The 12397-nt window shown below is 37.2% G+C and carries 16 protein-coding genes and 1 pseudogene; 1 reads left to right on the top strand and 16 read right to left on the bottom strand.

Annotation, left to right across the window (positions count from 1 at the left end; translation table 11 throughout):
- Positions 1–20: 20 nt before the first annotated feature.
- The 12 genes and pseudogenes from KJS58_RS15435 to KJS58_RS15390 form a co-directional block, all read right to left on the bottom strand.
- Entirely contained in the window at positions 21–635 is a 615-nt protein-coding gene (locus tag KJS58_RS15435) for a hypothetical protein (RefSeq protein ID WP_213533653.1), read from the bottom strand.
- A gap of 261 nt (positions 636–896) precedes the next feature.
- The gene (locus tag KJS58_RS25515; RefSeq protein ID WP_249717401.1) at positions 897–1244 is read right to left on the bottom strand and encodes a hypothetical protein; all 348 of its coding nucleotides are present in this window, start codon (positions 1242–1244) and stop codon (positions 897–899) included.
- Between the two features lie 39 nt (positions 1245–1283).
- Positions 1284–1658, bottom strand: a complete 375-nt coding sequence (locus KJS58_RS25510; RefSeq protein WP_249717398.1) for a class I SAM-dependent methyltransferase — start codon at positions 1656–1658, stop codon at positions 1284–1286.
- Positions 1659–1713: 55 nt separating this feature from the next.
- Positions 1714–2604: an aminoglycoside phosphotransferase family protein gene (locus KJS58_RS15425; protein WP_213533651.1), complete on the bottom strand. Its 891-nt coding sequence runs from the start codon at positions 2602–2604 to the stop codon at positions 1714–1716.
- Between the two features lie 102 nt (positions 2605–2706).
- A complete protein-coding gene (locus KJS58_RS15420) occupies positions 2707–3891 on the bottom strand; it encodes an IS256 family transposase (RefSeq protein WP_213533649.1) in 1185 nt (394 codons plus the stop codon).
- A gap of 302 nt (positions 3892–4193) precedes the next feature.
- Entirely contained in the window at positions 4194–4328 is a 135-nt protein-coding gene (locus KJS58_RS25665; protein ID WP_283771291.1) for a hypothetical protein, read from the bottom strand.
- A gap of 193 nt (positions 4329–4521) precedes the next feature.
- On the bottom strand, positions 4522–4905 hold the full coding sequence (locus KJS58_RS15415; protein WP_213533647.1) for a hypothetical protein: 384 nt from the start codon (positions 4903–4905) through the stop codon (positions 4522–4524).
- A gap of 165 nt (positions 4906–5070) precedes the next feature.
- Positions 5071–5655, bottom strand: coding sequence for a GNAT family N-acetyltransferase (locus KJS58_RS15410; RefSeq protein WP_249717396.1), 585 nt, complete (start codon positions 5653–5655; stop codon positions 5071–5073).
- Between the two features lie 189 nt (positions 5656–5844).
- Positions 5845–6189, bottom strand: a pseudogene (locus tag KJS58_RS15405) (cupin domain-containing protein).
- A gap of 274 nt (positions 6190–6463) precedes the next feature.
- Complete coding sequence (locus tag KJS58_RS15400; RefSeq protein ID WP_213533645.1) at positions 6464–7045, bottom strand: DJ-1/PfpI family protein; 582 nt, start codon at positions 7043–7045, stop codon at positions 6464–6466.
- A gap of 225 nt (positions 7046–7270) precedes the next feature.
- Positions 7271–7771, bottom strand: a complete 501-nt coding sequence (locus KJS58_RS15395; RefSeq protein WP_213533643.1) for a HEAT repeat domain-containing protein — start codon at positions 7769–7771, stop codon at positions 7271–7273.
- A 225-nt stretch (positions 7772–7996) separates the two neighbouring features.
- Entirely contained in the window at positions 7997–8416 is a 420-nt protein-coding gene (locus KJS58_RS15390) for a hypothetical protein (RefSeq protein ID WP_213533641.1), read from the bottom strand.
- A gap of 308 nt (positions 8417–8724) precedes the next feature.
- Between KJS58_RS15390 and KJS58_RS15385 the strand changes: the two genes are divergently transcribed.
- Positions 8725–8985, top strand: a complete 261-nt coding sequence (locus tag KJS58_RS15385; protein ID WP_213533639.1) for a hypothetical protein — start codon at positions 8725–8727, stop codon at positions 8983–8985.
- 609 nt (positions 8986–9594) lie between these two features.
- On the opposite strand, the gene KJS58_RS15380 is transcribed toward KJS58_RS15385, so the two are convergent.
- From KJS58_RS15380 to KJS58_RS15365, 4 genes are all read right to left on the bottom strand, one after another.
- Positions 9595–10434: a phosphotransferase family protein gene (locus KJS58_RS15380; protein WP_213533637.1), complete on the bottom strand. Its 840-nt coding sequence runs from the start codon at positions 10432–10434 to the stop codon at positions 9595–9597.
- Between the two features lie 325 nt (positions 10435–10759).
- Positions 10760–11482: a DinB family protein gene (locus tag KJS58_RS15375; RefSeq protein ID WP_306433095.1), complete on the bottom strand. Its 723-nt coding sequence runs from the start codon at positions 11480–11482 to the stop codon at positions 10760–10762.
- Between the two features lie 299 nt (positions 11483–11781).
- On the bottom strand, positions 11782–12159 hold the full coding sequence (locus KJS58_RS15370) for a type II toxin-antitoxin system death-on-curing family toxin (RefSeq protein ID WP_213533633.1): 378 nt from the start codon (positions 12157–12159) through the stop codon (positions 11782–11784).
- The gene (locus tag KJS58_RS15365; protein ID WP_213533631.1) at positions 12156–12329 is read right to left on the bottom strand and encodes a DUF2281 domain-containing protein; all 174 of its coding nucleotides are present in this window, start codon (positions 12327–12329) and stop codon (positions 12156–12158) included. The genes KJS58_RS15370 and KJS58_RS15365 overlap by 4 nt, the downstream gene beginning before the upstream one ends.
- Positions 12330–12397 lie beyond the last annotated feature (68 nt).

The raw sequence follows: 12397 nt of genomic DNA, 5'->3' as shown, positions 1-12397 counted from the left end.
GTAAAATCACCACCTTCTTCCTAGCTTATCTTACACCTTAGTATGTAAACGTCTTTGTTCTGTTCAATTGTTTTCTCCATATCTTCGTGTGAGCCAAACGAATTTTTATCTTTATTTCTGATCATCATTCCTAAGTCAATAACTTGATTTAAATCCGCTGAAGTATTCTGGATTATTGGTTCCGTTATCGTGCTATCAAAATCCATATTGGTATTCAATTGCTTTCCGCTACTGATGTTTCCATTCTGTCTTAATGCCATGTTCCATAATTCTTGTTTTGTATCCATGTTTATAGTTGAAAAATACAGCTTACTTTTCGTATCAGTCGTTATTTGAGAACCCATATCTAACATTGTTCCGGAAAACTCACCATCTCTATAATGATCAATCCAATAACTGATATTCTCTACATTTACATTTCCATAATCTATTGAAAATATCATTACATGATCTGTACCTGCTGCTTTCATAATTGAGTACTCTTCGCTGTCAAAATTTATATATTCAATCGATATTTGCTCTGATATTTGCTCCACTTTTTTTTCGGTAATTTTATCAGATTCTATGGTAGAAGACTCACATCCCATCAACATACACAATGATACAAATAATATAAATGTAGCCCATCTTTTCATTTATCTCACCTCACTAGTGATTTCTCCTATGTCTGTCGCGGAAATAGGGGCGTTAGACTGAATTCTGAATTTTTCGGAGTAGTTTCTTATTATTTTCTTGCCATAGTTCTCCGTAATATAGATGATTAATTAGGAGCGGTTGCAGTTTAGGGATCGCGTTAAAAGATTTCTAGCAAATCCTTTTTAGGGATCAAGAGTGGGATCAAGAGTGAATTCGTAAATCTGTAGTTCCTTGTTATGAGAAGTTTAGGCTTATATCACTTATACTAACGCTTTTCTGGCTTCATATGTTATCATCTGTCCATCAATTGAAGGTGTATCCATAAACTTATAATTAGCTGACTTTATGATTTCTTCATAACCTAATCTATCAAGTAAACAGTCGAATTCATAGTTTCCGTACCAACTTAAAGGTAAGCGTTGTAATTCTGTTTGAATTAGATTCCCTTCTTTCCATTTCTCGTATTTCAATAACGACACTATTCTCTGTTCCAGTATATTCACTTCGGTCCGTCTCTCTTCTAAAATAATTACTTCATGGTTAGCGGTACTCCACGTCCTAGTAGAGATGAAATGTGCATTTAAATCAGTGGGAATAAACAAATCCATTATCAACCTGCCCCCAGGCGTTAAATAGGAATGTAAATGTTATAAAGTGGTAATCGCTTGTTCCCGGCCTTCTATTAATTGAAATGAACCCCCAGGAATGATAATAGCATCATATTTATTCGTTAAAGAAAAATTATGCATTTCATTGTTATGCAGTGTAGCATCCAGGTTTAATTCATCACACCTTCTTCTACAGGAGTCCAGCATCGCAGCGGAATTATCTAACCCCTCTATATCAATTCCTGCCCGGAGTAGTGGGATTAAAACTCTGCCGGATCCGCAACCAACTTCAAGGACTTTTCCTTTAATGTTAGATAAGCATTCTAAATAAAACTCTACATCTCCAACAGAGTAACCCAATGGTTTACTAAGATCATAAACTTCAGTACAAAGTTCTCCGTACGAACTATACATATTTTTAAACCCTCCTTATATGTAAAGCAATGTTATAGGATATCAGTAACTATTTTCATATATTTATATGACTAATAAAATCTCCCGCGAGTTCTAGTTGTTGAGTAGCAAATTCCAAATCACCATAACCTTCAAAAGCGTAATCTAAATTGCCGAGTGTTGACATCAATATGCGGGCAGTCAGGGCAAAACTAAACGCTTTTGGATCCGAGATGACCTCTTTATTGCTCAACATGTAACTAAAAGTCGGATCTTTAAATCCATTAAACAAGGCGAGATTACCAACGAATGATGCTAGGTCCCAGTAAGCGGGCATCAATGATACATCCTCAAAGTCCGTCCAAATCCAGCCTTCCGTACTTGGAACTAAATTTCGAGCGTGGGCATCTCCATGGGATGGTATGAAATTATTTGTTTCTACTCGCATCTTTTTATCTACTTCATGAAATATTTTAAGTAAGGATTGTATACGTGGGTCCGAGTTCTTCATTAATCTCGCAGCCGATCGACAAGTCCGTTCCCAAACACCAAGTACAGGAAGTTCTTCAGAAAAGTCCTTCATTGCTATAGAAAGGTTACTTACGAGTTCAACGCTTTCACTCGGTGATGGTCGTTGTAACTCTATAGGAGGTACATAGTTCCAAAGCGTCATCCATGTCTCATTAACATTGTGGGGTCCTGCATCAATAAGATCAGTAGGTAACATCACGGGAACGTTCTTGATTTGAAGGTGATGTGCTACTTTTAATTCACGATTAAGTCTCTTGTATACGATATTTGCTTCTTCCTGTGGAATAACATTGGCTAATCGGGCAACAATGGGATAGGGAGCCAAATGAATAATCAGATTGCCTCCATTACTTAAAATTACAGGTGTAATTTCATCTAATCCAAAAGTTGTAACAACCAATAAAACTTGAGAAACTAGTTTATCTATATATGACAATACAACAACTCCTTAATTAAAAAGTTATAAACTAAAACTATCCATGGTAGCGTCAAGAATTTTGTGTAAATGAAAATATCCTTTTTTTTGTAGAAAGTAGTACTAGTCTTTGGTGGAGAACATCGCCAGGAGTTCAGATCGGGCTTGATCAAAGCCAATATGACAACGTGTAGCGAAGCGTTGGTTATAGATTTCAAACTGTGAAACCAGGAACTTCTCAAGAGCCTCTTCATGTGGAAATTGCTCTTTGCGCTTGGTATATCTCTTAATTTGTTTATTGAAAGATTCAATTAAATTGGTCGAATAAATGCTTCTCCATATGGACTTTGGAAAACGGTAGAATGTGAAGATATATGGATTTTCTCGTAGAGATTTAACGACCTTGGGATAGGTCGGTTTCCATTTGTCACAGAAGGATTCTAGAGCGGCTTTGCCAGCTTGTTCATGGTCAGCTCTGTACACCGATTTAAAGTCTCCACAGATCTCTGCACGGTCAGATACACGTACTTTATGAGCGATATTACGTGCCAAATGAACACAACATGTTTGGTATTTGGCCTGTGGATAGACTTGCTGAGTGGCATCTACAATACCTTTCAATCCATCGGAGATAAAGAGGAGTACTTCTTCCACACCACGTTCGCGAATGTCTTGCAGGAGTTCTTTCCATACATAGGCTGATTCGGTGGGTGCAATGGCATATGTTAAGACTTCTTTTGAGCCATCTTCACGAATCCCCACCGCAAGATATACAGCTTCCTTAGACACCGTTTCGCGTTTAACCGCAATGTAAGTCGCATCTAAATAGACGCAAACATAACGTTTTGTTAGCGTACGCTTCATGAAGGCTTCTACATGCTCCACCATAACCTTAGTCATGTTAGATATCGTTTGAGGAGTGTAATGATGACCGTACATTTTCTCGATTAGCTCAGCAATTTCCGTCATTGTCACACCCTTTTGGAACATGTGAATGACGAAGGATTCAAGCGTATCATTGGAACGCTTATACGGAGCTACCGTCTGTTGCTTAAACTCTCCATTGCGATCTCGTGGGATGGTAAGCTGCAGCTCACCATACTCAGTGCGAAGTGTACGCGTGTAAACTCCATTGCGAGAATTCCCAGAGTTCACTCCCAGCCGGTCGTACTTTTCATAGTCTAGGAATGCCGTTAATTCTGTTTCTAACAAGCGATGCATAGCTATTTCTAAGTGGCAACGAAAAACTTCGGTTATATCCTGTTTTGTGACTAGAGCTTGGACTAAATCTGTTGTAAAATGATTCATAGGGAAGACCTCTTTTCTGTGAATTGTGGTGTGGTAACTTCATTCTACAAGAAAAGGTCTTCCTTTTTGCTATTTATCTATTTACACAAAATATTTTACGCTCTCTTCTTCTGTAGTACTTTTATCTTTATTTGTAATTATTAATGCAATTATCAGAACAAGAATTATGGTAAGTAATATATAATTTAGTAGTCTATGACTCATAATTATTTTTACCTTTCCGTTAATTTTGGCTAACGTTCTGTATTCACGACGTCCGACGCAGTCGAATTTGTCCGGTCTACTTCAACTTCCACATTCACTTAATTTTCATCTCGTATTTTCTGATTTATTTCATCCAAAGATCTTTGAATCGATTCCATTCTTCTTAATGCTGAATTTTGATTTCCAATAACACCAGCAAATCCTATTACTACAACGACAATCATAAATACCATATTAGTCCTCCTAGTTTGATTAAACTCACTCTCTTAGGAATTTCACCTAACGTTCTTGCATTCACGAACCTCCGCAGGCGGTTATCCGCTGAACATGTTTCCACGAAACATCTCTGCGGACTAAGGGTCGTATGACCCGCTGTGTGAATGATCTGTTAACAGATGTCATTGCCTTCTTTAGCTACATTCACTATCAATCACTTATCAACCAAGTCTTTGCTTCCTCTGGATCTGAGAAATATGATACAGGGTATGCTAGCTTTAAATTCTTTATTTTGCGCTTTAACTTCCATTTACCTATACTTGAAAGTCCAACAAATGAGATTTTCGTTACATAGCCATTTAAATTATTTAGATTGTTCACAAGCTCTTGAAGAACTATATCTGTTGTAGATGTTTCATACAGATCAATCCATATTCTCAGTTTTTTATTCGCTTTAAAAATAAATTCTTCTTCCAATCTCATTAATTCAAAAAGTTCTTCATATTTTTTATACTTACTTCCATATTTAAGACAATGGATTTCTCCACCCTTATAATAATATGGAAAAAGTGAACCTCCGGGCGACTTTATCATTTAGGTCACTCCTTTAGTTAGTTTTGAATGTTAGCTGGATGGTTTCAGATAACGTTCCTGTATTCAAGACCCAGTGAATGGTGGGTGTCTGGCAAATGCCGGTCCAAGGGCGTATGCCCGCAGCGCTAATATTTTATTAGATGATGTCATATGCCTTATTTAATCTTATTTACTTCTCCATTCACTTGCTTTTAATCCGTAGATTATTCGGTTTAGATTCCTACCTTGAATATATTCATAATCTCTCAATTCACCTTCTTGTTTAAATCCTAATTTCTCAGGAATTGCACGACTTCTTCTATTTTCTGTTGCTGCTCCTATTTCAATTTTATTTAATTTATATTTGTCGAAAGCATGATTGATAAGTTCTATAACTGACTTCGTAATGAGTCCTTTTCCCTCGTATTCTTTACCTAACCAATATCCAATTTCCGTCTTCTTATTCTCTTTATCTATGTATAGGTATCCGATAGATCCAACTAATTGATCTTCATTCCATATACCTAACCAGTACCCTTCCTCTTTGGCGTAACTGATTCGTGTTCTTTCAATGAACGCTTGAGAATCTTCTACTTTTAAAGTCATACTCGGAAATTTCAACCATTCCCCAATATGCTCCCTATTTCTATTAATCAATTTATATAACTTGTCTGCATCTTGAATCTCTAAAAGTGATAAATAAGAAAGATCATCAATTTTGTATGTAAACATAATTATTTTCTCCTCGTTTTCTTTGATTGATTTTGTCATATGATTTCATCTAACGTTCTTATATTCAACAAACGCCCTAGCCTTAGATAGCTCTTATCTTAGGCAGGGCGTTTGTTGTCTGAGATTCTTCCATGATTATACATCTGATAACCGAGGGGCGATAGCCCTGAAGCGTGAATATTCTGTTAGACGTAGTTTCTGGCATCTTCGAAATTGCATAAAACAAGATCATTCTTCTGATATTATTCTATCACCTGTAGTTGTTGGCTGAGAAATTACTAAGAATTCTATTGTATCTTCAGAATTATTTAATACTTGATGTGCTGTCATGGGTGGAACTTCGATTCCTTCCTAACATAATAATTCAAATACTAGTCCATTGATCTCATTAGTTGCTTTACCTGATAGGATAAAAAAGAATAGTCTTGATCTATTATGATAATGTCTAATTTCTCTTGCACTTGGAGGCATTCTTTCATGAATAATACTTAAATCTCCTTTTCTCACAAGGTGCCAACCATCACAATTAATTCCCCAGCTATAATGTTCGCCTGTTTGTTTACTTATCTTCATCTTTAGGTTTATTTCTTTCATGTTTGTTTGGTTATAGTACTTAAATGATCCTATAGGAATTACGTCTAACGTTCCGTGCTCACGACGTCCCACCACCTTAAGGCTCCGTAGGAACCGGTCGCGACTCGGTTGGTGGCGGGATGTGTCCGACTAATTCTGCTTCACTGCTATTCAGATGCCTAATTGTTTCCTCTTAAAACTCCGTTTCGGATTGAGGGCGAATGCCCGATACGTGAATAGTATGTTATAGGAAGCATCTGCATTCTTCGATATACTAAACTTCAATAATGCCTACATGAACATACGGATAATCCATTTGTTTCTTAATATTCTCTATTTGTTCGCTCCCTAAAAAATGTTCAATGACATATAACCCCAGATCTATAGACGTAGAAACACCACCGCCGGTTATTACATTGCCATCACGAACTATTCTTGTTTTAATCACTTCTTTACAATACGGTTCCAATAATTCATAAGAAAATGGATGTGTTGTGGCCTTTCTGTTGTGTAAGAACCCCGCAGCTCCAAGTAGTAAAGAGCCAGTACATACTGAAATTTTGTATTCGACATTCTGTGCTTTCTTTAACCAATTAATAAATTCTTCATCATATCTTAGTGCTCTAGTTCCTAATCCACCAGGAACAAACAACATATCATATTCCGATAAATCTGGGTTCACTCGATTTACTTTTACCGTCACTCCAAGTTCATCCGTTATCTCTTCTTTAAGCCCACACATATCCCAACAGGAATCCTTAGTAGCTTCAAAATGTTTAAGTCTAGTAATGACATCATAGAATCCTATTAAATCTAAAAATGTAATTCCATCGAATAGAATGAATGCTATCTTCATTGAATCACTCCCAATTTAATATGATTGCAGGTATTTCCTATCACGTTTTCGCATTCATGAACCAGAGAGGCTTAAGGCGCTCGCGCCAGGTCGTAGACTTAGCCTCGCAGGGTTTATCGCTTGAATCCTCTTCTCGTTTATTCTTCGTTAGGCGATCCAAGGGCCGAATTGTCTATTGCTTAAATTCTATGTTATGTGAAGTTTATGCCACCCTGAGTTAATATACTAATCACTTTCATTTATATTGTTAATTAATTCAATTATCTCTTGATCCGTTTCAATATGTTGGCGATCCCTTAACATTTTTTGAGCTATTGCACTGTTTATTTCGCTGAGTGCCACAACAGCATGGTACCTTATATCGGCGTTTTGATTATTTAAAAGGACTGAGAGAGGGAGAACCAGATCATCATTTGGATAATAAGAAGCTACTTGTACCGACCAATATATAACTCCTATATTACGGCTCTCTAAAGCATCTATTAAATGTCGCAACACTTGTTCCTCACTACATTTCAATAGAACATCTTCAATAAGTTGGTATACTCCAAAACCACTGCCCATACCGAATGAATTGAGAAAAAGTGGAATACAATCTGGGGATGGGTTGTTTAAAAAGTAACGTCGTACTTCTTCATATTTACTAACAGTCTCTTCATCCAACAGTTCATCATCAGGTAGAGGTTGATGTTCTTTTAAGAAATTAATGGCATTGTAGTAATTCAAAATCTCACCTTCTACTTTGGGTCTAATTTTCATAGCAGGAATTTCACATAACGTTTGTGCATTCCTGACGTTCAAGCAGCTTAAGTGACCGTAGGGAACGGGTCTTCAGACTTAGCTGATTGAATGTATCGCCTAAGTAATCTTCTTGAAAATCCTTCTAGGCAATCAAGGGCGAATTGCACGCAGTAGGTATGTAGTGTTAGACGAAGCATGCCTGAGAAACTTTCACAATTGCATTTCCATCACATTCATAGTTTTGACATCTAATACCTCCCATTTTAAGATTGACTTTTTAACTAATGTAAAAAGTAATGAGCCTACATATATATTCTCGATTTGGTTATCGTTTCTATATTGAAATATCTCAAATTGCACTAACAATTCTTCTTTATTTCCGTCATTAGAAATTTTATTTATATTTATTTTAGGTTCACTAAGATTATTTTCATTAGAAAAAGTAATCATCTTTTTTATTGAATTCAACTGTTCGTTACTCAACCCTATTCCTTTTATATTTCCCTTGTCTACATTCTCTATTAATGTGTTTACCGTTTTTACCGTTGCATTATTGATGTAAATATAAAAAGTAAGACCACCTACGACGAAGATCATAATAACTAAAAAGATAAATAACCTCTTTTTCATATTACCTCCGATGATATAGCTAAATTTTGTTTCATATATCCTCTAATGTTCCATCTAACGTTCTTGTGTTCCTGAACCCGAGAGGTTTAAAGGAGCGTAGCGACTGGGTGGCTCCGCCACTTAGCCTCGCAGGGTTGTCTGCCTGATGATCTCCTTTTGGATACCTTCGGGCAGACCAAGGAGCGAATGCGACTCAGCAGGAAAACGGTGTTATACGCTGGTTCGTTATTCTTCGAACTCACTATCATTGCTTGTTCTTACATAGGGAATTTATAAGTCTTTTCGGAGGTTTTCGGAGGTGTTTATGTATGAAATGGAGTCATATCCGTAAGATACATCCTAATCGTTTGGTATTAGTTGAAGCACTTACCATTCATTCTAATAATAACAAAAGAACTATTGAAGAAATGTCAGTTTTTTCTGAATATGACGACCCTAAACATGCATGGGCCTCTTATAAAGAACTTCATTTGTCAGAGCCTGTTAGGGAACTCTATATATTCCACACTGGAAATGAATTCATTGAAGTTATTGAGCAACCCTTTACAGGAATTAGAGGTCTTCGATGAAAATACATCTTGTAAATGGTCTGCCTAATGTTTCTCTTCCTCTATCTTACAAGAATAAATCAACGCTTCTCAATAATGTCTTACTGGATACTGGATGCTCCACAACTATCTTTGATACTGATAATCTTGTTGAACCTATTGCCTGGATATAGACTTTATCAACGGAAAGTCGGTTCGGATGTATGGTGTAGGTGGCTCAAGTGAGTTGTGTTACCAACAGATTGTCTCAGACCTCTCTACTGATAGCATCCAATTTACTATCCAACTAGGACTTACAAAAGAACCTTATGGTTTCGATGCAATATTGGGTGTCGACTTTTTTTATAAATATGGGTTGAAAATCGATTTTGAAAATTTAGTTATCTCATAAAGGTTTAACGAACTTGCGTATAACGTATTCGTATCCACAACGTCCCACCGACTTAAGGCTGCGAATGCAGTGGGGCGCGATGCACTTAGCCGTTGCGGATGTGTCCACTTAATATGCTTCCTGCCGATTACTTCCTGTGGACCGAGGGGCGACAGCCCCGAATGCGTTAATGCATAGTTAAAGGATGCCAGCGTATTCTTCGAAGTACTAACATTATTCAACTATCATTCTTCGTCAACTTATATTTCACGCAAGGAATTGGCCAACATATTACGGATCATTGTAGCTAATCTGGCAACTTGTTCGTTCGGTAAGGCACCTGACGCGATGGATCGTGCGGCGGCCGGAACATACCATGATCTTATTTCTTCCTCTGTTACTCCTGACAACTTACAATACTCGTCCATAAAAATGTGATAAGCTTCTTGCCGTGAAGTCCGGAAGAACATATCGACAGCAGCAGGAGTTTCCAGTGGCAAGACAGCATATTCGATTATCACGCAAACTTCCGCAACATCCGCTGCTGGGTTTCCAAGCGAGGCATGCATCCAATCGATCATAACTGGTTTGTTGTCTCCGTCTCTCAAAATCAGATTGCTCAGATTCGTATCCCCTTGACAAAGCTGTCGTTTAGCAGGTAAACGGTCAAGATATTCATGGATGGCCCTTATTTCTTCTTTGGTAAACAATGCAGGATGGCCAATAATAGTTTTTAAATTCTTCTTTTGATCGGTTTCAATGTCATGGGTGATTGTCTTATGAATATCATTGAGCAATCTAGCGAATAATCGTAATTCGTTGTCCACCTTTTGGAAAGTATATAACCTTTCAAATATACGATTGACGAGCGTTTCCCCAACTATCTTTTCAAAAACAATTCCGTGACGGCCTTCCCAAATTACTTGTTCGAACGGTCGGGGAACTGGCAGTCCGCTCTTCCAAGCCACGGAGCTTTTGTTATATTCAAGCTGTACGGATTTCAACGGTGTGTTTACATGAAACAATTTAACGACTTTATCGTCGCCATCCCATTCATACACTTCACAACTCGACCCTGTTGCTATAAATTTTCCAATCATCGTTTATATGCCTCCACGTCATGCGATTTCACAATTGAGTTGTATTGTTATGTAAATTTATTTCATTTAACGTAACTGCCCTTTCCTCGATTAGAAAAACAACTAAGAATAAAATGGTGTTTTTGAACTTTTACGCTGATTCCCTATAACGTTGTTGTGTTCCCGACGCCTCACCAACTTAAGCCCCATAGGGGCGGCCGCCACGCGGTTAGGGAGTTGGATGTGTCCGGCTGATTCTGCTCCCCTGTATCTGTGTTTACTCCCACGAATTGACTTCTACTTCTGTCGGACCGAGGGCCGAATGGCCCGATGCGTGAATACTTTGTTATAGGATGCCAGCGTCTTCTTCGAAATTCTGATAACCCTTATTTTTTTGAATTCTTTGTTTGATTCTGATCGATTTATTCAAATGTAGAAATATATGCCTTGTCGCAGGCATTAGTATTAATCCAGCTGTAGTCTTATTCCCCCAATATTCAAGCAACCAAGAGGCTTCTTTCTTTACTGCATTTTGCTCTTTAAGAATATTAATTCTTCTTGTATCTACTTTGTTTCTAAATTCACCTGGCAATAAATTAGATACAATTTCTCGAGTTTTTTGTCCTACTTCGATTCTATATTCCAATAATGCATTAATATCAATATTCTCACTTAGATCAGCAATTTCAATTTCTGTCATTTCGTTTCCCGAATGCGGATAATCTACTTTAAGTTTCTTAGCCCAATTATCGGTGTATAATACTTGATCACCTTCAGCTACGAGAATATTCATTGTCATATCTTCAATACGTGTAACATGCCACACATGCCATACAATAGAGTTCCGTGTATCAGGTGCTGTAATAGGATACTTACGGTATGATTCCTCCAGTAAATCCTTTAATAAATCATCTTCAAGAGTAGCAACTGGTGAATTGCTCATTTTTGATGAATGTAACAGACTATGTTGACTCAAGAAAAGTTCTTTTGAATTTTGATGTTCACTTGGTTTTAGAATAATATTGGTTAGTTTCTTATGATTTTCATTCCATTGCTTTCTTTGGCTCAAGTCCAAAATAATCCGTCCCTTTATTAAGATTTCTTTGTTGAGATTTTCTGTTATAATGCTTTATGCTGATTTCCTATAACGTTGCTGTATCTACGAACCCGAGAGGCTTAAGGCGCATCGCGGCGGGTCCGACGGACTTAGCCTCGCAGGGTTGTGAGCTGATTCGGCTTCTCTGCCTACCACTTCCGCGAACCAAGGGCCGAACGGCCCGCAGCGTAGATACTATGTTAGATGATGTACTGGCCTTCTTTGGTGTACTTACAGAATTCACGATTATGTAAAAAAACATCAAGCAATTTCTATACTCGATGTTCTTCTATCCATTGTTCAATATTTTCTTCTTTAATTTTACCTTCTGCAGTCTCTAATCCTAATTTAATTAATTCTTTTTGCTCGTATTTTAAAGTAACTCCATTTAAACGTAATAAAAGCAATATTGTCGCTACTCCTATACGTTTATTCCCGTCAATAAATCCATGGTTCTTTATTAATGCATATCCAATCACAGATATTTTCCTTATAGTGCCTTCATAGAGCTCCTGACCATCATAAGTTGCTTCTGCTTTTCTTAAAGCACTTTCAATTATACCACGATCCCTAACTCCGTCCGAACCACCTGTTGCCATAACAATCTTTGCATGGAATTGAATAAGCTGTTCTAGACTAATATTCTTCATTTGGCTAATTCCCTAAGCGCTTCATTGTTTTCATTAATAATATCATCCATAAGTGACTCCATTTGCTGATTACTTCGGTTCTTTAGAAATTCAACAAAATCAATCACCTCAATCTTCTTATCTTCAGGCAATGCTAAAAAATCTTGAATTAGTTTTTCTTCAATGCTCATCACAATAACCTCCTCTTTGTCTTCATTATATACCATGGCGTGATTATCCTTAACATCTTACCTTATAA

It is taken from the genome of Paenibacillus sp. J45TS6 (genome assembly GCF_018403285.1).
Lineage (GTDB): Bacteria > Bacillota > Bacilli > Paenibacillales > Paenibacillaceae > Paenibacillus.
Note: the sequence above shows the minus strand (reverse complement) of the source record. Positions and strands in the feature narration are given on the sequence as shown.

Excerpts from the sequence above, each read along its gene's own strand:
- KJS58_RS15410 (WP_249717396.1), bottom strand. The coding sequence starts at position 5,655 with ATGACAAAATCAATCAAAGAAAACGAGGAGAAAATAATTATGTTTACA.
- KJS58_RS15400 (WP_213533645.1), bottom strand. The coding sequence starts at position 7,045 with ATGAAGATAGCATTCATTCTATTCGATGGAATTACATTTTTAGATTTA.
- KJS58_RS15390 (WP_213533641.1), bottom strand. The coding sequence starts at position 8,416 with ATGAAAAAGAGGTTATTTATCTTTTTAGTTATTATGATCTTCGTCGTA.
- KJS58_RS25510 (WP_249717398.1), bottom strand. The coding sequence starts at position 1,658 with ATGTATAGTTCGTACGGAGAACTTTGTACTGAAGTTTATGATCTTAGT.
- KJS58_RS15415 (WP_213533647.1), bottom strand. The coding sequence starts at position 4,905 with ATGATAAAGTCGCCCGGAGGTTCACTTTTTCCATATTATTATAAGGGT.
- KJS58_RS25515 (WP_249717401.1), bottom strand. The coding sequence starts at position 1,244 with ATGGATTTGTTTATTCCCACTGATTTAAATGCACATTTCATCTCTACT.
- KJS58_RS15380 (WP_213533637.1), bottom strand. The coding sequence starts at position 10,434 with ATGATTGGAAAATTTATAGCAACAGGGTCGAGTTGTGAAGTGTATGAA.
- KJS58_RS25665 (WP_283771291.1), bottom strand. The coding sequence starts at position 4,328 with ATGGTATTTATGATTGTCGTTGTAGTAATAGGATTTGCTGGTGTTATT.
- KJS58_RS15435 (WP_213533653.1), bottom strand. The coding sequence starts at position 635 with ATGAAAAGATGGGCTACATTTATATTATTTGTATCATTGTGTATGTTG.
- KJS58_RS15370 (WP_213533633.1), bottom strand. The coding sequence starts at position 12,159 with ATGAAGAATATTAGTCTAGAACAGCTTATTCAATTCCATGCAAAGATT.
- KJS58_RS15420 (WP_213533649.1), bottom strand. The coding sequence starts at position 3,891 with ATGAATCATTTTACAACAGATTTAGTCCAAGCTCTAGTCACAAAACAG.
- KJS58_RS15365 (WP_213533631.1), bottom strand. The coding sequence starts at position 12,329 with ATGAGCATTGAAGAAAAACTAATTCAAGATTTTTTAGCATTGCCTGAA.
- KJS58_RS15385 (WP_213533639.1), top strand. The coding sequence starts at position 8,725 with ATGAAATGGAGTCATATCCGTAAGATACATCCTAATCGTTTGGTATTA.